At 65.4% G+C, this 16,804-nt stretch carries 13 protein-coding genes; 1 reads left to right on the top strand and 12 read right to left on the bottom strand.

Annotated features, from left to right (window positions below; genetic code table 11):
• Positions 1 to 151: 151 nt before the first annotated feature.
• Positions 152 to 763, bottom strand: coding sequence for a recombinase family protein (locus G5V65_RS17655; protein WP_165052721.1), 612 nt, complete (start codon positions 761 to 763; stop codon positions 152 to 154).
• Positions 764 to 854: 91 nt separating this feature from the next.
• On the opposite strand from G5V65_RS17655, the gene G5V65_RS17650 reads away from it, so the two are divergent.
• Positions 855 to 2,708, top strand: a complete 1,854-nt coding sequence (locus G5V65_RS17650) for an inositol monophosphatase family protein (protein WP_165052718.1) — start codon at positions 855 to 857, stop codon at positions 2,706 to 2,708.
• Between the two features lie 444 nt (positions 2,709 to 3,152).
• Here G5V65_RS17650 and G5V65_RS17645 read toward each other — a convergent pair whose 3' ends face one another.
• The 11 genes from G5V65_RS17645 to G5V65_RS17595 all read right to left on the bottom strand — a co-directional run bounded on the left by G5V65_RS17645 (position 3,153) and on the right by G5V65_RS17595 (position 16,783).
• Entirely contained in the window at positions 3,153 to 4,436 is a 1,284-nt protein-coding gene (locus G5V65_RS17645) for a tyrosine-type recombinase/integrase (protein WP_165052715.1), read from the bottom strand.
• 243 nt (positions 4,437 to 4,679) lie between these two features.
• Positions 4,680 to 5,651: a formylglycine-generating enzyme family protein gene (locus G5V65_RS17640; RefSeq protein ID WP_165052712.1), complete on the bottom strand. Its 972-nt coding sequence runs from the start codon at positions 5,649 to 5,651 to the stop codon at positions 4,680 to 4,682.
• Positions 5,648 to 6,991, bottom strand: coding sequence for a sulfatase-like hydrolase/transferase (locus G5V65_RS17635; RefSeq protein ID WP_165052710.1), 1,344 nt, complete (start codon positions 6,989 to 6,991; stop codon positions 5,648 to 5,650). The genes G5V65_RS17640 and G5V65_RS17635 overlap by 4 nt, the downstream gene beginning before the upstream one ends.
• Positions 6,992 to 7,108: 117 nt before the next feature.
• A complete protein-coding gene (locus G5V65_RS17630; RefSeq protein ID WP_165052707.1) occupies positions 7,109 to 8,791 on the bottom strand; it encodes a hydantoinase B/oxoprolinase family protein in 1,683 nt (560 codons plus the stop codon).
• Positions 8,788 to 10,806 carry a hydantoinase/oxoprolinase family protein gene (locus G5V65_RS17625; RefSeq protein WP_165052704.1) on the bottom strand — a complete coding sequence of 673 codons (2,019 nt, stop codon included), beginning with the start codon at positions 10,804 to 10,806 and terminating at the stop codon, positions 8,788 to 8,790. The genes G5V65_RS17630 and G5V65_RS17625 overlap by 4 nt, the downstream gene beginning before the upstream one ends.
• Positions 10,807 to 11,502: an ABC transporter ATP-binding protein gene (locus tag G5V65_RS17620; protein ID WP_165052701.1), complete on the bottom strand. Its 696-nt coding sequence runs from the start codon at positions 11,500 to 11,502 to the stop codon at positions 10,807 to 10,809. It lies immediately after the preceding gene.
• Positions 11,489 to 12,211 (bottom strand): ABC transporter ATP-binding protein, encoded by a 723-nt coding sequence (locus G5V65_RS17615; RefSeq protein WP_165052700.1) that lies wholly within the window; start codon positions 12,209 to 12,211, stop codon positions 11,489 to 11,491. The genes G5V65_RS17620 and G5V65_RS17615 overlap by 14 nt, the downstream gene beginning before the upstream one ends.
• Positions 12,199 to 13,125 (bottom strand): branched-chain amino acid ABC transporter permease, encoded by a 927-nt coding sequence (locus tag G5V65_RS17610; protein WP_165052697.1) that lies wholly within the window; start codon positions 13,123 to 13,125, stop codon positions 12,199 to 12,201. The genes G5V65_RS17615 and G5V65_RS17610 overlap by 13 nt, the downstream gene beginning before the upstream one ends.
• The gene (locus G5V65_RS17605; RefSeq protein ID WP_165052694.1) at positions 13,122 to 14,003 is read right to left on the bottom strand and encodes a branched-chain amino acid ABC transporter permease; all 882 of its coding nucleotides are present in this window, start codon (positions 14,001 to 14,003) and stop codon (positions 13,122 to 13,124) included. The genes G5V65_RS17610 and G5V65_RS17605 overlap by 4 nt, the downstream gene beginning before the upstream one ends.
• Positions 14,004 to 14,076: 73 nt before the next feature.
• The gene (locus G5V65_RS17600) at positions 14,077 to 15,363 is read right to left on the bottom strand and encodes an ABC transporter substrate-binding protein (RefSeq protein WP_165052691.1); all 1,287 of its coding nucleotides are present in this window, start codon (positions 15,361 to 15,363) and stop codon (positions 14,077 to 14,079) included.
• Positions 15,364 to 15,427: 64 nt separating this feature from the next.
• Complete coding sequence (locus G5V65_RS17595) at positions 15,428 to 16,783, bottom strand: hypothetical protein (RefSeq protein WP_165052688.1); 1,356 nt, start codon at positions 16,781 to 16,783, stop codon at positions 15,428 to 15,430.
• Positions 16,784 to 16,804 lie beyond the last annotated feature (21 nt).

The raw sequence follows: 16,804 nt of genomic DNA, 5'->3' as shown, positions 1-16,804 counted from the left end.
CACTGCCCTTTTTGGGGCCAGAGGGTGCGATTGCCCTACGCTTTCTGACCGGCATGGCTCTGGCGGGGGTTTACCCGATAAATGCGCTTCGACGTTATCATGGGTGTGATACAAGCGCGCCCATCCAAATCACGAAAACGTGATATTGGCGTTAGGCCTGTGCCATGAATTTTCTGACGTTATCAGCTGTCCAAGGCCGGCCATTGACGGTTTTGACGCCCATACCATTCAACTCTTGGGCTATGCTTGCATAGCTAGCACCATCGACCTTGAGGTCGGTCATTGCAGCGAGCACGGTGTCCTTGGCCTGTTGTTTCGCGGATCGGTGGGCGAAGTCCACCTCTCGCCATGCACGAAAGTGTTCAACCGGGTCCCAGAGCTTTCCCTCAAGAAGCATCGGTTCGGGTGGCAACAGCACGCAGTTATCCTTTTGCAGGATCATGTCAAACAACGGTCCGTGCGGTCGCCAGCCGAAGGCCTGTGTGAAGTCAACAAGAACAAGCCCAGCGGATCTCTTTCCGGCTTCGGTAAGCAGTTTGCCAATCTCTGACTGTATGGCCTTAGTTCCTCTGTCGGGCCGGACATCCATAAAGACCACTTCGCGCAAGAGGTTGCCCTTATTGTCCTTAACCCAGCGCCTCACACGTTCCACTTGGTAACGGATCGTGCGGCTGGCCTTTGCGGCTTCATCGGCGTCTTTGGGTAGTGAAGTGAAGCCTGCCCAGTTGACGGGCAATGTCCAGTAAAAGCCTAGGTAGTCCATATAGCTCCAATGCGGAAAATTCCGACGGAAGGTCGGGCACGTCAGGGGAAGGTGCAAAAGGTGTCATCCAGAAACCGGAAAGGATGCCCCGATGTCAAACGAAAACGTTCCCCATCCCGCCCACCTTCTGCCTGCTGTTGTGCAGGCCGTGGTGTCTGCGGGCGCGCTGATCCGAGCGGAGTTCCACCGTCCTGGTGGCCCGCGCGGGACGCCCGGCAAATGTCCTGTCGACATGCAGGTAGAAGCCGAATTGATGCAGGCCCTTCTGGCCTTGCATCCCTGCGACTGGCATGGAGAGGAACTGCCTCGTCGTAAACAGGGCCACGCCGACTGCTGGATGGTCGATCCGCAGGACGGCACCACGGCCTTCCAGAGGGGCCTTCGTGGCTCTGCTATGTCCGTTGCGCTTGTGCGGCAAGGGCAGCCGGTGCTGGGTGTCGTGTACGCACCGACTGCGCCGGATGATGGAGGCGACCTGTTCGTCTGGGCGGAAGGCATGGTCCCGACGCGGAACGGCAAGCCAATGCTGCCTGTCGGTCCGCGTCCTGCGCCGTACGTGCCCACAACCCGTGCACCTTGGCCCGCCCAACCCGCGACCGCCAAAGGCTATGACCACTCCACGCTGATCTGCCTGAACGAACAGGCGGGCGACTATGCCGCCCACAACCATTCCACCTTCGCACCGGCAGGCGTGCTGGCCATGCCGTCCATTGCCTACCGTCTAGCGCTGGCTGCTGCGGGGGAGGTCGATGTGGCGGTCAGCCTTACACCGGCTCTCGACAGCTACGATGTTGCCGCTGGCCACGCGCTGCTGAACGCTGTGGGCGGGACATTGGTCGACTTGAACGGTGCGCCCATCAGCCACGGTCAGAAACTGCATGTCCACGGCTGCATAGGTGGTCGGCCAGAGATCGTGCAGGTGGTGCAGGAGCGTGGCGTAAAAGGTGGTTCTCGCGTGGAACGGCATCCTGTGCTGCCCAAGGTTCGAACTGCGGCCATTGGCCCGCTGCGGCGGGCACAGGGGGCTCTGGTGGGCCTGCTGGCAGGCGATGCGCTAGGGTCGCAGGTAGAGTTCCTGGACCCTTCGACGATCCGTTCACGCCATCCGGGCGGCCTACGCCACCTGCTGCCGGGCGGGACATGGAACCTGCTGGCAGGGCAGCCGACCGACGATGGCGAGTTGGCGCTGACTTTGGCCCGTGCCTTGGTTGCTGGCGATGGTTTTGAACAGGAGCGTGTAGCAAAGGGGTACATCGACTGGCTGGCTTCACACCCATTCGACGCGGGGTCCACCACCGCAGAAGGCATCAAGGCTTTGGCGGGTCGAGGTAAGGGGAAGTCCCCAAGTCAGGCGAATGGGGCATTGATGCGGGTCGCGCCTATCGGGATTGCATCAGCAGGCGATCCCTCGAAGGCAGCTGCATGGGCGCGGCAGGACGCGGCGATGACCCATCCCCATCCTGTGTGCCAAGCGGCCTCTGCCGCCTTCGCGGCAGCCATCGCAGCAGGCGTGGCCGGGGCGAACCGGCGAGCCATGTGGGCCGAGGCTTACGCGAACGCAGGCGACGATGCAGGTGCTGCAGAAATCCGACGGACCTTGCTTGAGGCCCGGCACAGCTTGCCTGCCAGTTTCACCCGTCAGCAGGGCTGGGTACTGATCGCCTTCGGCAACGCCTTCCATAGGCTGTGGGGCGAGCAGGACTTCACCGAAGCACTTGTGGAAACGGTGATGTCTGGAGGGGACACGGACACAAACGCCGCCATTGCAGGTGCGTTGCTGGGGGCTGCCCTAGGTCGGGAAGCCGTTCCCCAAGCGTGGCTGCTTCGCGTGCTGTCGTGTCGCGCTGTTCGGGGGCAAGGAGTTGCGCATCCGCGCCCATCGACGTTCTGGGCAGACGACGCACTGGATTTGGCCGAAGCGCTGTTGACCATCCGTCGCCGCTAAGCCGGAAAAGCCAACCCAACTCATCAACTACAGGAGATGAAACATGCACAGTGGTGCTACTGACTTGCTTTTCTTGTTGTCCCTTGTCTTCGGCTTGCCGTCGCTGGTTCTACCGTTGGCATTTGCCATTCGAGCCCGCGACCTTTGGGCAACCCTCGGGGTCATCTGTTTGCTCGGCTTTTGTGTGGTCGCTCTGGCTTGGGCAGGGTCGAGGCCCCTAGCTTTCGGTGACCAGTTTCTAGCAGCGGTTCTTTGGTTGGCTGCGGTCGCACTGGCGCTTGCAGCCCATTACTCACCGCGCAGATCGTGAGCCAAAAAGGAACGGCGGGTAAAACGGTGTTGTCGCCTAGATTGCTCAGCCCGAGCGGGTTTCTGTGGGGCGATAGTTCCTTTTTATAGGCTGTCAGAAACCTATCTTCGGCCCCGGCATCCGGGGCCGTTATGCTATGCGCTTAGGTGATGTTTGCTTTCGCCAAGGCTGACGACAACAGCACGATCTCCTGTGACCATGTCCGCCCACAGGTCCAGCGCCTTGGCGCGTTCGACCAGCTTTTGGGCGCGATTGTAGACCCCCGCCACAGCGCTTGCACGGCTTCCAACGGCGACGTGGTTCTGAATGCGGTCGACCACACCTTCATCGACACCCGCCTCAGCCAAGGCAGTCGCTTGGGCGCGCCGTAGGTCGTGCATCCACCATTCAGGCATCGCAGGCTTTCCAAGCTTCGCCCTTTCAGCGTTCACGGTGGTGTCCAGACGGTGCTTGGGTTTGGCGAAGCCCGACATGGGGGTCTTTCCGTTTGTCGACAGAACCAACCCTGTCTTCGGGGTGATCCCGTCGGGGCGAAGCGTCAAGATTTCCTTTAGGGCAGCGGGGCTGAGATGCACCACGTGCGGCTGTCCGTTTTTCGGGTCGGGAATGCAGTAACGGGTCTTTTCCCAGTCGATCCATTCCCATCGCATCGCCATGACATCGGACCGCGAACGCTGGCCGGTAAGGATGCAAAGCCGGAAGTAGGCCCCCCACAGCGGGCCTTGTTCGAACGTAGCGGCCCAGATTTCCCGGACCTCTTCTATGGAAGGGGTACGCGTCCGAGGTTTTTCCTTCGCCGCCTTCTGCAAGCGCTGCGAAGGGTCTTGGTCAATGTGCCCGCGCTTCTCTGCCCAACCGAAGAAGGCCGTAAAGGCAGCGCGAATGCGGTTCGCCATCACCGGCTTGCCTTCGGCTGCCTTGGCATCGACGATCATCTGCAACTGTGCGCGGGTGACACTGTTGATGCGCGTAGTCATGAGCGGCCCCAAGTGACGGCGCAGTTGGGCAATCCGATCTTCCCGTGCCTTTCCGGGCTTCAGGTTCTGTTCAAGGTGCGAGGCGATGTAGATGTCCAGAATGTCCTTCACGCTTCGTGCAGCAAGCTTTGCGGCCTCTTTCGCTGCGGCAGCTTCCTTGGCCTTTGCCACGCGGTCGATCCCGGCCTCTGCCTCCGCCTGAATGGCATACGCCTGTTCCCGTGCCGCCTTGAGCGAAACGGCAGGGTAGCTGCCAAGGGTGACATGGATACGCGGGCCACCCTTCACCTTCTTTTGGACAACCCAGACCATCGATCCGGTGAAGCTGACGCGAAGGCAAAGACCCGGATGCTTGGCGTCGAAGTAGGTGTCGTAGCGGGCCTTTGGAGGTTTGATGCCCCTGATGAAGGTGTCCGTTAGGTTGGTCTTCATGGCTTCCATCTCTTGCAGAAATCTTGCACGGGACGGGTGGCTCTTGGTGGACGGCAATGGACGACCCGGGACGTGCCGTGCGTGCGAGAAAGCACTCACGCCCTTGTTTTTATTGGTAGATGAAAACCTCCGTGGCCTTTGTTGGACTTTTCCGCATCACCTAGGACAACGGCCAGATTGTGTTTTGTAATCAGGGGGTCGGGGGTTCGAGCCCCTCTGGGGGCACCATCATCCCAAATCTGGAAAGCCGGGTCAGCCTTCCGCGGGAAGGGCGAGGCGGAAGCCGATATGGCCTGTCGTGCTGTCGGGCGTGTTGTGGCTGCGGGAATGGACGAAGTAGCGTTCGCAATAGGAGGCGTGGCAGAGATGCGATCCGCCCCGCATCACGCGCGCCGTGCCCTGGGGCGGGCCTGACGGGTTGGCGACCGGGGGCAGGCGGCTGGGTGGCAGGTCGCCGAACCAGTCGGCCACCCATTCCCAGACATTGCCCGTCATGTTGTAAAGCCCGTATCCGTTCGGCGCGAAGCTGAGGGCCGGGGCGGTGCCGGCAAAGCCGTCTTCGCCCGTGTCGCGCAGGGGGAAATCGCCCTGCCAGGTGTTGTGGCGGTGCTGGCCCGCGGGGGCCATCTCGTTGCCCCAGGGAAAGCGCATCCGGCGCAGGCCGCCGCGTGCGGCATGTTCCCATTGCGCCTCGGTCGGCAGGGCGGTGCCGGTGAAGCGGGCGAAGGCTGCCGCATCCTCCCATGAGACATGCACGACCGGGTGATCGGGGCGATCCGCGATGCTGCTGTCGGGGCCTTCGGGATGGGCCCAGTCCGCGCCCTGCACCTGCCGCCACCAGGGGGTGCCGGGGGGATGGGCCAGGTGGCGATCGGGCCGGGCCAGATGCAGGTGGAAGACGAAGGACCAGCCCGCCCGTTCGGCGGTGCTGCGATGGCCGCTTTCCTGCACGAAGCGCGCGAAGAGGCGGTTCGTGATGGTGGTTGCCGTCATCCGGAATTCATCGAGGCGGACACGGCGGCGCGGGCTGTCGCGATCCACGGCATAGCGCGCGCGCGGGCTGCCCATCTCGCAGAAACCGCCGGGGATGGGGCGCATCAGGGCGCGGATCTCGGCGCGCAATTCCGTTGAGGCACCACCTTCGGGTGGGAGGGGCGTTGTTTCCCTGGGCACGGTCAGGCCGGAGGAGGGCGCGCAGCAGGGATCCTTGGGGGAGGAGGTCATTCTTCCTCATCCGCGGGGGCGAGGGCGGGATCGGCTTCGGCTTCGGGATAGGAATAGCCGACGGAGGCCGCCCAGTCATCCATGGCGCGCAGCATCGGTGCAAAGGCGGGATGATCCCGGCCCAGATCGCGCAACTGCCAGTAATCGCTGCGCAGATCGAAGAGTTGCAGATCATCGCCCGCATAGCGGATGAGGCGATAGTCGCCTTTGCGGATGGACAGGATCCGCCCATAGAAGGAGGGGATGATCCGGTCTGGATCGCGGCTGCCTTCCTCCATCATCGGGCGGAGCGAGCGGCCCGCCGCCATTTCCGGGCAGGGAATCCCCGCCAGATCGAGAAGGGTCGGCCCGACATCCACAAGCGCCACGGGATCCGTGATCACCTGCGCGCCCTTGCGGGATGGGTCATGGATGATCAGGGGGACGTGCAAGGTCTGTTCCCACAGCGTCGACTTGCGGAAGAGATTGCGGTTGCCAAGGTGGAAGCCGTGATCGGACAGGACGACGACAATGGTGTTGTCGGCATGGCGCGAGGCGCGGAGCGCGGCCAGGACGCGGCCCAGATGGTAATCGCCGTGACTATAGGCGGAGAAGTAGTTCCGCACGCTTTTCTGCCAGTAGTCGAGATCGCGGAGATCCGTGTTCTCGGGGATGTTGCGGATCACATGGGGGCTGTCGGCGACATAGCCTGCCCAATCCCCGGGCGGGCGGAGATTGGTGGCGTCATAGGCCTCCTTGAAGCGGGCGGGGGTGATGAAGGGGCCATGCGGGCTGTAGAAGCCCACCTCGCGGTAGAAGGGTTGGTCGCCTTGGTAGCTGTCGAGGAATTCGATGGCGGATTCGGCCACCTGATGATCGAAGAAGAAGGCGTCATCTGTGCCATCGACCGTTCCGCGGCCAAGGCGGTGCCCGCCGAAAGAGCGGGAGCGTTTGCGCAATTCGCGCGGCAGGCGCATGTCGCCGTCAAAGATCTTGCGGTCATCGGAATAGAGCTTGCGGTGATGGCCGCGCATGAGTGTGGGCTTGTGGTGGATCTTGCCGCCCGAGGAGCAGAAATAGCCGCCCGCCTTCAGATCGTGGATCCAGCAGGCCTGTGGTTTGACCCTGTCGAAGAGGAAGGTGGAATTGTTCAGGATATCCAGCTGATGCGGCAGGCGCGAGGACATCATCGAGGCGCGGGACGGCCCGCAGATCGGGGCCTGGGCATAGGCCGAGAGGAAGACCGTCGCCTGTTCGCAGAGCGCGTCGAGATTGGGCATCTGCAGGGGTTCGCCAAAGCAGCTGCGATAGGGCCAGGGGGCGACGGCGTCATCGAAGCTGACGATCAGGATATTCTTCAAGCGCCGGGTCCTGTTTCCTGGGGGCCGGGCTTGTTGCGCCGGGGCCGATCCTGGGCGGCAGGATAACGGCGCTGCCGTGCCGGGGCAATCAGACTGATAACGGATCGGATAGACGCGCTAGGCCTTTCCGGGCCAGAGCCGCCGTGCGGTGGCAGGATCGTAGCGGCCAAGGCGGATGTCTTCGGCCACCAGCGCGGGGTCGCGGTCGGCGGGGTTGCCGTAGCCGCCCCCGCCGGGGGTGCGGACGCGGACGCGGTCGCCGGGCGACAGGGGGATGTCCTGCGCCTTGGACAGGTGTTCGGGGATGAGGGTTTCGCCGTTGCGGATCACCTCTACCCGGTTGACCGCGCCATCCTGCCCGCCCTGCGCGCCCTGCGGGCCGGTGCGGCCGTGATCCATGACGAAGGAGGCGCGGGCGCTGCCGCGCAGGAGTTCGATTTCGTAGTCGAGGCCGAAGCCGCCGCGATGCTGGCCCGCGCCGCCCGACCCCTCATGCAATGCGTAGCGGCGGTAGAGGACGGGGAAGGACTGTTCCATGATCTCGACCGGGGGGGCCTTGGAGATGCCGATGGTGGAGCAGCCGTTGGACAGGCCGTCGTGATGGAGATTGCCGCCATAGCCGCCGCCCGAGATCTGATACATCACATAGTCGCGGCCCTTTTCGGGATCATGCCCGCCGAGGCCGAAATTGCCCGAGGTTCCGGCAGGGGCGGCGGTGACGCGGTCGGGGAGGGCCTGCACCAGCGCGGCGAAGACGGCTTCGGCGATGCGCTGGGACACTTCGGCCGCGCAGCCCGAGACGGGGCGGGGGTAATGGGCATCGAGGAAGGTGCCTTCGATGCCGGTGATGACGAGGGGTTCGAAGGCGCCCGCGCTGATGGGCACATCGGGGAAGATGTGGCGCATGGCGAGGTAGACGGAGGAGAGCGTGGTGGCGCGGACAGAGTTCATCGGCCCCATGCAGGGGGGCGATGATCCGGCGAAGTCGAAGGTCAGGCTCTCGGCTGCGCGGGTGACGGAAAGGGCGATGGTGAGGGGTTCGTTGATGACGCCGTCGGAATCCACGGTGGCCGTGGCGTGGTAGCGGCCTTCGGGGATGAGGGCGAGGTTGGCCCGCATCTGGCGGGCGGCAAGGGCGCGCATATGGGCGATGGCCTCTGACACCGTGGCGTCGCCGTAGCGGTCGAGGAGTTGGGTCAGGCGGTCAGCACCCACCAGCAGGGCCGAGGCCTGCGCCTGCACATCGCCGATCCGCTGTTCGGACACGCGGATGTTGGAGCAGATGATCTGGTAGATTTCGGCATCCATCTGGCCGCGCTTGAACAGTTTCACGGGCGGCAGGCGCAGCCCTTCCTGTTCGGCGCTGATGGCGGAGGCAGAGAATCCGCCGGGAACCGCGCCGCCGGTATCGGGCCAGTGGCCGGTATTCGACAGCCAGCAGAAGATTTCGCCATTCCGCCAGAAGGGCATGGCAAAGCGGACATCCATCAGGTGGGTGCCGCCAAGATAGGGGTCGTTCACGATGTAGATGTCGCCCGGCTCTGGCGGCAGGGTTTCGCCGCTGGCGATCCGTTCCACCAGATGGCGGGTGGAGAATTGCATGGTGCCGACGAAAACCGGCAGGCCGCGCGACCCTTGGGCGATCAGCGATCCGTCGGTGGCGGAATAGATGCCATCGGAGCGGTCATCGGCCTCGGCGATCACGGGCGAGAAGGCGGCGCGCGAGAAGGTCAGGTCCATCTCGTCGCAGACCTGTTGCAGGCCCGCTTGAATGACGGCGAGGGTGACGGGGTCGATCATTGCGGCACGCTGACGATGAGGTTGGCCTCGGCATCCAGCGTGACGGTGCAGCCGGGGTCGATGAGGGTGGTGGTGTCCATCTGTTCGATGATGGCGGGGCCGTGGATCGTGGCGGAAAGCGGCAGGTGGTCGCGCCAGTAGACGGGGGTTTCGTGGGGTGTGCCGAACCAGACGGTGCGGTGGCCTGTCGGTTCCGCAATGGCGCGGCGGTGGGCGGGGTCGATCAGGCGGGAAAGATCGGTTTCCGGGCGGTGGCCGATGACGGAGCAGTTCAGGTTCACGAGGTTCGCGCGGATCGAGGGGAGGCTGACGCGGAAGCGGGCGTGATAGGCGGCTTCGAAACGCTCCTGCAACTCTGCCCGTGTGGGGGTGGCCGAGGGGAGGGGGATGCGCAGGAGGTGGGTCTGCCCCACGAACTGCATGTCGGCCGAGAATTCGGCGGTGACGCCCGTCAGCGCGATGCGTTCGGCCGCGATCAGGCGGCGGCCTTCCTGTTCCTGCGCGGCAAGGATGGCGTGGACGGCGTCCATGTCGGCGCTGTCGAGCGGGCGGTTGATCGTGCGCACGAAATCGTGGCGCAGGTCGGCCACGACGCAGCCCAGCGCATTGGTGATGCCGGGGCGGGCGGGGATCAGCACGCGGGGGATGGCGAGTTCGCGGGCAAGGGCGGTGGCATGGAGGGGCCCCGCGCCGCCGAAGGCGAAGAGGGCAAAGTCGCGCGGGTCGGCCCCGAGCGAGATGGAGACCATGCGGATCGCGCCCGCCATATGGGTGTTGGCGATGCGGATGACGGCTTCGGCGGCGGCTTCGACGGACAGGCCAAGGGGGGCAGCGATCTGGTCCTGCAGGGCGCGGCGGGCATCTTCGGCCGCCTGGCCGAAACGGTCGGGCGGCAGGCGGCCAAGGATCAGGTTGGCATCCGAGATGGTGACGCGCGTGCCGCCCCGGCCATAGCAGATGGGGCCGGGGGTGGAGCCTGCGCTTTCGGGGCCGACGCGCAGCATGCCGCCCGCATCCACCCGCGCGATGGACCCGCCGCCCGCGCCCACGGTGCGGACATCGACCATGGGGACATGGATAGGCATGGCATATTCCACCTCGATTTCGTTCGAGACGGGGGCGCGACCATTGCGGATCATGGCGACATCGGTGGAGGTGCCGCCCATGTCATAGGTCAGAAGGTTGGGGAAACCGGCGCGGCGGCCTGTGGCAAGGGCGGCCATGACGCCGGAGGCGGGGCCGGACATGACGGTTTTCACCGCCTCGCGGCTGACCTTCGAGGCTTCGACCATTCCGCCATTGCCGTTCATCACCAGAAGGTCGCGGGGATAGCCGCGCCTGCGAAGTTCGCCGGCAAGGCGCGAGACATAGCGCTCCAGCAGGGGTTGCACGGCGGCGTTGACGGCGGCGGTGACGCCGCGTTCGAATTCGCGGCTTTCCGACAGAAGGTGATGGCCGCAGGTGATGTAGGGGTTGGGCCAGAGCTCGCGCGCGATTTCGGCGGCGCGGATTTCGTGGGCCGGATTGGCATAGGCGTGCAGGAAATGGATGCAGAGGCTTTCGCAGCCCTTGTCGAGCAGGCTGGCGATGGCGGCGCGCAGCGCGGTTTCGTCGAGCGGTGTCAGGACGCGGCCCTGTGCATCCATCCGTTCGGGGATTTCAAGGCGCAGGTCGCGCGGGATGACGGGGGTGAAGGTGCCGGTCATGCCATAGGGATGGGGCCGGGTGCGGCGGCCCAGTTCCAGCACGTCGCGGAAGCCGAGCGTGGTGATCAGCCCCGTCTTGCAGAGCGCGCGTTCCAGCACCGCATTGGTCGTGGTGGTGGTGCCGTGAACGATCAGGGCAAGATCGGCCAGGTCTGCGCCAGCGGTATCGAAGGCGTTCAGCACGCCGGGCGCCTGATTGGGCAGGCTGGTCGGCACCTTGGCAAGCCGGACCGCGCCTGTATCGGGGTTCAGGATCACGAGATCGGTGAAGGTTCCGCCGACATCGACCCCGGCGACGAGATTGCCCATTCAAACCCCCACATAGGCCATGAATTGCGGTGCGTCGGGCGACAGATCGGCCCTTTCGCTGCAATCGGCCACGGTTCCGTTCGCCATGAAGACCACACGATCGGCCAGTTGCAGCACCGCATCGGGGCGCTGTTCCACAAGGATGGTGGCCACGCCCGTCTCCTTCAGCCGCAGCACGACATCGCGGATCAGCGCGATCATCGAGGGTTGCAGCCCCTCGGTCGGTTCGTCGAGGAGCAGCACCTTGGGTTCAAGGCAGAGCGCGCGCCCGATGGCCAGCATCTGCTGCTCGCCCCCCGAAAGCGTGGCCGCCACCTGATCGAGCCTTTCGCGCAGGCGGGGGAAGAGGTCGAGGACGCGGTCGCGCGTCTCGTCGCCCATGTTGCGGGTCATCAGGCCGATCTGCAGGTTCTCGGCCACGGTCAGCGGGCCAAAGAGCCTGCGCCCCTGCGGGACATAGGCCACGCCATGGCCCGGCACGCGATGGGCGGGCAGGCTGTGCAGGGCGACGCCGTCCAGCGTGATCGACCCGCGCGAGGCCGGAACAAGGCCCATGATGCATTTCATCAGCGTGGACTTGCCCGCGCCATTGCGTCCCATGATGCAGGTGATCTGCGCCGCCCGCGCCTCCAGCGTCAGGTCATGCAGGACGCCGACGGGGCCATAGCCTGCCGAGAGGCCGTCAATCCGCAGCATGATGGCCCCCCAGATAGGCATCCTGCACGGCCGGATTGGCGCGGATCTCGGCCGCGGTGCCGGTGGCGAGGTGCTGGCCCAGGTTCAGGACGGTGATGCGGGTGGCAAGGTCCATGACCACGTCCATGTTGTGTTCGATCAGCAGCACGGTGGTTTCGGGAACGAGGCTGCGGATCAGGGCCTTGAAATTGGCGATCTCGCCGCTGGCAAGGCCCTGTGTCGGCTCGTCCAGGATCAGGATGCGCGGGCGCAGGGCAAGGCCCATGCCCATTTCCAGCAGGCGCTGGTGGCCATAGGACAGGGTGCCTGCGGTCTGCTCGGCGCGGTCGGCAAGGTTGACGCGGGAAAGCGCCGCCATCACGGCGGGGCCGAGGTCGCGGTCTGTCCCCTGTTGCACGGCGAGGGCGACATTGTCGAAGACCGACAGGCGCGGATAGACCGAGGTGATCTGGAAGGTATAGGCGATGCCCTTCCGGACGCGGGCATGGGCGGGGAGCCTGGTGATATCCTCGCCCGCCAGGGTGATGGTGCCGGATTGGGCGGGGATGCGGCCCGACAGCAGGCCCACGAAGGTGGTCTTTCCCGCGCCATTTGGGCCGATCAGGGCGTGGATATCGCCCTGATGCAGGTCGAAATCTACCCCGTCCACGGCACGCAGGCCCCCGAAATGCCGCGTGAGCGCGCGGGCGGAAAGGATCACGGCAGCCATGGCAGCCACCTTTCGCGGATCGTGCCGAGGATGCCCCTGGGCGCGAAGAGGATCAGCAGCACCAGCGCCACCCCGACAAAGAGAAGCGTGGCCGTGGTATAGCTGCCCGCGATGTCGACAAGGTAGAACATCGCCGCCGTGCCGATCAGCGGCCCCAGCACGGTGCCTGCCCCGCCCATCAGCACCCAGAGCATGGGCAGGATGGAATACTGGATGGTGGCGAAGCTGGCCCCGGCATAGCCGAAAAGCAGCGCATAGGCCGCGCCGGAGGCCCCGGCGAAAAGGCCCGACAGCACCAGCGCGGCCAGTTTCACGGCAAAGGGGTTGTAGCCCAGCATGCGCGAGCGTTCCTCATTCTCGCGCATGGCGACCATGGTCCGCCCGAAGCGGCCCCGCACCAGAAGGAGCGAGGCGATCAGGGCAAGGGCAAAGAGGCCATAGGCTATGGTGGTGCGGGCGGCATCGGCGGAAAGCCCGGGGATCAGGCCCGCGGCACCGGGCAGGACGAGGCCTTCGTCGCCGCCCGTCACCTCGCCGAAGTAAAGAAGCGACAGATAGCCGGCCTGCGCGAACATCAGGGTGACGATCATGAAGCTGACGCCCGCCGTGCGCAGGGCCAGAAGGCCGGTCAGCCCGGCCATGACGGCCCCGGCGACAAGCCCCGCGATCAGCGCAGGCAGTTGCGCAAAGCCCAGATAGGTGACCGGCAGCGCCGCGCCATAGACCCCGGCCGCGAAGAACAGCGCATGTCCCAGCGACAGCAGGCCCGTATAGCCGAAGGCAAGGTTGTAGCCGATGGCAAAGACCGCCAGCACCATGATCCGCGCCAGATTGGTGGCGTGATAGGCGGGCAGGACCAGCAGCAGCACCAGAAGCGCCAGCAGCACCGCGACATGCAGGATCCAGACCTTCATGTCGTCCTGGCCCCGAACAGGCCCTGCGGGCGGAAGACCAGCACCATGGCGACCAGCAGGGTGGCCAGGATCTTGGCCAGGGTGGGCGACCAGAAGAAGGCGATCAGCCCGTCCGACAGCCCGATCAGGATGGCCGCGATCACCGTGCCGCGCAGCGAGCCGAGGCCACCCACGATGACGGTGATGAAGGCCAGCAGCAGGGGATCATGGCCCATCAGGTAATGCGCCTGGGCAATCGGCACGATCAGCACGGCGGCGATGGCCGCCAGGCCCGCGCCAAGGGCGAAGACGGCGGCATAGACGCGGTCGGTGTCGATGCCGAAGGCCTGGGCGGTTTCGCGATCCACCTGGGTTGCCCGCATCACGAGGCCCGCCTTGCTGCGGGTCAGGAACAGCCAGACGCCGATCAGCACCAGTGCGGCCAGAAGGATCACCGAAAGCTTGTAGGCCGAATAGCCGAACCAGGGCAGCTGGATGCGGAAGTTGAAGGGCGGCTCCACCGGCATGGCCTGCGGGCCGTAGAAGGAGAGCGCCGCCTGCTGGAAGATGTAGAGCAGGCCGATGGTGGCCACGATGGTGGCTTCGGGTTCGTAATCCAGCCGCTTCAGGATCAGCCGGTCGGCAAGGGCCGCGATGGCCGCAACGGCCAGCGGCGCCAGGGCAAGCGCCATGAGGAAGGCGAACCAGGGCGGGCCGCCGATGAAATTCGTGATGAACCAGGCCGCGACCGCGCCCAGCATGAAGAATTCGCCATGCGCCACGTTCACGACGCGCATCACGCCAAAGACCAGCGACAGGCCGACCGCCGTCAGCGCCAGTGTCGCCGCGGTGACGGCGCTTTCCATCAGCGCCAGCAACAGGAAGGGACCGAAACCCAAGGATCGCACTCCGCGCAAGGGGGGGCTCGGGGGGGCGCGGGGCGCCCCCCCGATGGGCAGGATCGACCGCGGATCAGAAGGATTGGGTCGTGTAATCCACCGCGTCGGGATACATGCCGTCCTCGATCGCGGTCTGATGCACGCGGATCAGCTTGCCGCCTTCCACCTTTGAGATGAACTGATGGCCAAAGACCTGATGGGTCTTGCCGTTGAACATCTTTGCCCCCTGCGGATGGTCGTTGCCGGCCTCGAAGGCGGTCATCGCCTCGATCGCCTCGACGAATTTCTGGCGGTCTGCCGGGCCCTGATAGCCTGCCGCCTCCATCCCCTGCTTGATGATGAAAAGCGTCTCCCAGCAGCTGAACATATGGGCATAGGTGGAGACATCCTTGGCATCGCTGACCGAGGCGCCGTTGTCATCCACCCCCACCGCGGCGCGGTAGAAGGTTTCCGCCTCGGACGCATCGGCCTGTTTCACGCGGTTGTGGCCTTCCCAGAAATGCGTGCCTTCGAGGAATTCAAGGCCGGGCGTGGCGGTGTCGACGGCCTCCAGGCTGTCGATGAAGCCGAAGATCTGCGGCCGCGCGCCCGATCCGTAGAAATCGCCCAGTTCCTTGACGAAGGTCAGCACGGCGGGGCCGACCATGACGTGATAGAGAACCTCCGTCTCGGCCGGGATCTGCGGCAGATAGCGGGTGAAGCTGGTCTCGGTCGGCGGGATGGCGATCTGGGCGATCACCTCGCCGCCCTGGGCCTTGACGGCTTCGGTAAAGAAATCGCGGTGGTCATAGCCGAAGGCGTAGTCGGGATAGACCATCGTCACCTTCTTGCCGAGGTTCTGCATCACCCAGGGCGCCATGGACGACACCTGCGCGCGGACATCGGTGATGCCGGGCTGCAGCGTCCAGCGGTTCAGCATGCCCGAGGCCACGTGATAGCCTTCGGAACAGACCAGATAGGGGATCTTCAATTCGCCCGCCCGGGGGGCGGAGCCGATGACGACATGGGAAAAGAGCGGCCCGAAGATCGCGTCGCAACCGGCCTGCGAGGCCAGCTTTTCCACCACTTCCGCGCCGCGCTTGGGATCGGTGGCGTCATCCTCGAAGACGATCTCGACCGGGCGGCCATTGATGCCGCCGCCATCGTTCAGCACCTTGAGCGCGGCCTGCGCGGTGCGTTCGTACCAGCGCCCATAGGCCGCGCCGATGCCGGTGCGGTGCAACTGGAAGCCCAGCTTGATGGGGGCCGAGGATTGCGCCCAGGTATAGCCGGGGAAGGCCGAGGCGGCGACAAGGCCCGCCCCCATCCCCTTGAGGACCGAGCGACGGCTCGGCGCGTGTCCGATCAGGTGTTTCGTCATGGTCGTTCTCTCCGCTGTTGGCCGGGCGCGTCTGTTGCGCGTCTCGGGGTGGTGAAAGGGGGCGTCATAGGCTGCGGGCCGTGGACAGGAGCCAGAGGCCGAGGCTGGTATAGCCCACCATCAGCGCCGTCATCGGCAGATGCGAAAGCGCGCGCGTGACGGGGCCTGCCAGTTTCAGCGTCAGGAAGACGGCAAGGAGATGGGCCAGCAGGATGGCGGCGAACTGGGTGCCATAGATGGCGGGCATGAGGGTGGGATCGGTGAGGAAGCCGAAGGAGACGAAGAATTCCGACAGGCCGAGGTAGCTGTCGCCGCGAAAGAGCGGATCGTTCAGCGCGGCTAGGGTGTATTGCCCGGCAGTGAGCAGCGTCACGAAGTAATGCGCGGCGTGATAGCCCGCGGCGATGGCCAGGAAAGAGAGCATCACGGGCCCCGTGGCAAAGCCGCCGCCCAGCCGCTGACCCAGCCGGATCGCGCCCAGGATCGTGCCCGCCGTCAGCGCCCAGACGGCCAGCAGGCCCAGCGTGTTCACCCCCATGACGGCGGATCGCCCGGTTGGTTCCAGCGGGTTTTCCCCGATCAGGCCCAGCCACCAGAAGGTTTCGGCCAACCCGTCGAAGGTCAGCGCGGCCAGCGCCATGGTGACGAAGGCGATGGCGCTGGGGCCGAGCGGGGCCATGCGCAGGACCTGTGCCCCGGGCCAGCCCAGCATGAGGCGGGCGCGTGTTCCCCGCAATTCCAGCCAGAGCGGCGCGATGCGCGCGAGATAGCCCATGAGGACGGTCAGGAATTCGCCCTGCTCCAGCCAGTCTTCGCCTTCGAGGATGGCGAGGGCCAGGATCACCGCCCAATAGGCAAGCGCGACCGTGGCGAGGACCGCCGGATCATCGGGCGACATCGAGACGATCTGGAACCAGACAAAGCCGCCATAGCCTGCAAGGGCGGGCAGATGGCCAAGGCGCGACAGGCCGATGCCGCCCTGACGGCCCAGGAGCAGGCGCGCGATGCGGACCGGGCCGGTCCAGGGGTTGATGGGGCGCCAGAGATGACCGAAGAGCAGCGAGCCGAGCGGCAGGGCAATCCAGATGCCCGTCCAGAAGACCAGCGTCATCAGGTTGTGCATCGGATCGCGCGAGCCATACCAGCCGACGAAGACAAGGCCCAGGAAGGCAAGGCAGGACAGGTAGGAGGTCAGGGTGACCGGCAGCAGCACCGGGCGTTCAAGGATCAGGCGGGGTTGCGGATCGGGCAGGGTGCGGGCCATGCCACCCAGAAGGGCCGTCAGGGCCACGGTGATGGCCGCCCCGGTGATATACCAGCCGGTCGGCAGCGTCAGGATGACCGAGGGCGGCAGGGCGCAGGCAAAGGCGGCCGTGGGCAGCAGCAGGGCGGCAGCGGGCAGCGCTGACCGACCCAGCATCCCGGAAAGGCCGGGACGCGG

The organism is Paragemmobacter kunshanensis (assembly GCF_011059185.1).
Lineage (GTDB): Bacteria > Pseudomonadota > Alphaproteobacteria > Rhodobacterales > Rhodobacteraceae > Paragemmobacter > Paragemmobacter kunshanensis.
This window is presented reverse-complemented; position numbering and strand designations above follow the sequence as displayed.

What these genes read in the sequence shown, in the direction of transcription:
- G5V65_RS17655 (WP_165052721.1), bottom strand. Translation starts at nt 763, where the DNA reads ATGGACTACCTAGGCTTTTACTGGACATTGCCCGTCAACTGGGCAGGC.
- G5V65_RS17650 (WP_165052718.1), top strand. Translation starts at nt 855, where the DNA reads ATGTCAAACGAAAACGTTCCCCATCCCGCCCACCTTCTGCCTGCTGTT.
- G5V65_RS17645 (WP_165052715.1), bottom strand. Translation starts at nt 4,436, where the DNA reads ATGGAAGCCATGAAGACCAACCTAACGGACACCTTCATCAGGGGCATC.
- G5V65_RS17640 (WP_165052712.1), bottom strand. Translation starts at nt 5,651, where the DNA reads ATGACCTCCTCCCCCAAGGATCCCTGCTGCGCGCCCTCCTCCGGCCTG.
- G5V65_RS17630 (WP_165052707.1), bottom strand. Translation starts at nt 8,791, where the DNA reads ATGATCGACCCCGTCACCCTCGCCGTCATTCAAGCGGGCCTGCAACAG.
- G5V65_RS17625 (WP_165052704.1), bottom strand. Translation starts at nt 10,806, where the DNA reads ATGGGCAATCTCGTCGCCGGGGTCGATGTCGGCGGAACCTTCACCGAT.
- G5V65_RS17620 (WP_165052701.1), bottom strand. Translation starts at nt 11,502, where the DNA reads ATGCTGCGGATTGACGGCCTCTCGGCAGGCTATGGCCCCGTCGGCGTC.
- G5V65_RS17615 (WP_165052700.1), bottom strand. Translation starts at nt 12,211, where the DNA reads ATGGCTGCCGTGATCCTTTCCGCCCGCGCGCTCACGCGGCATTTCGGG.
- G5V65_RS17610 (WP_165052697.1), bottom strand. Translation starts at nt 13,125, where the DNA reads ATGAAGGTCTGGATCCTGCATGTCGCGGTGCTGCTGGCGCTTCTGGTG.
- G5V65_RS17600 (WP_165052691.1), bottom strand. Translation starts at nt 15,363, where the DNA reads ATGACGAAACACCTGATCGGACACGCGCCGAGCCGTCGCTCGGTCCTC.
- G5V65_RS17595 (WP_165052688.1), bottom strand. Translation starts at nt 16,783, where the DNA reads ATGCTGGGTCGGTCAGCGCTGCCCGCTGCCGCCCTGCTGCTGCCCACG.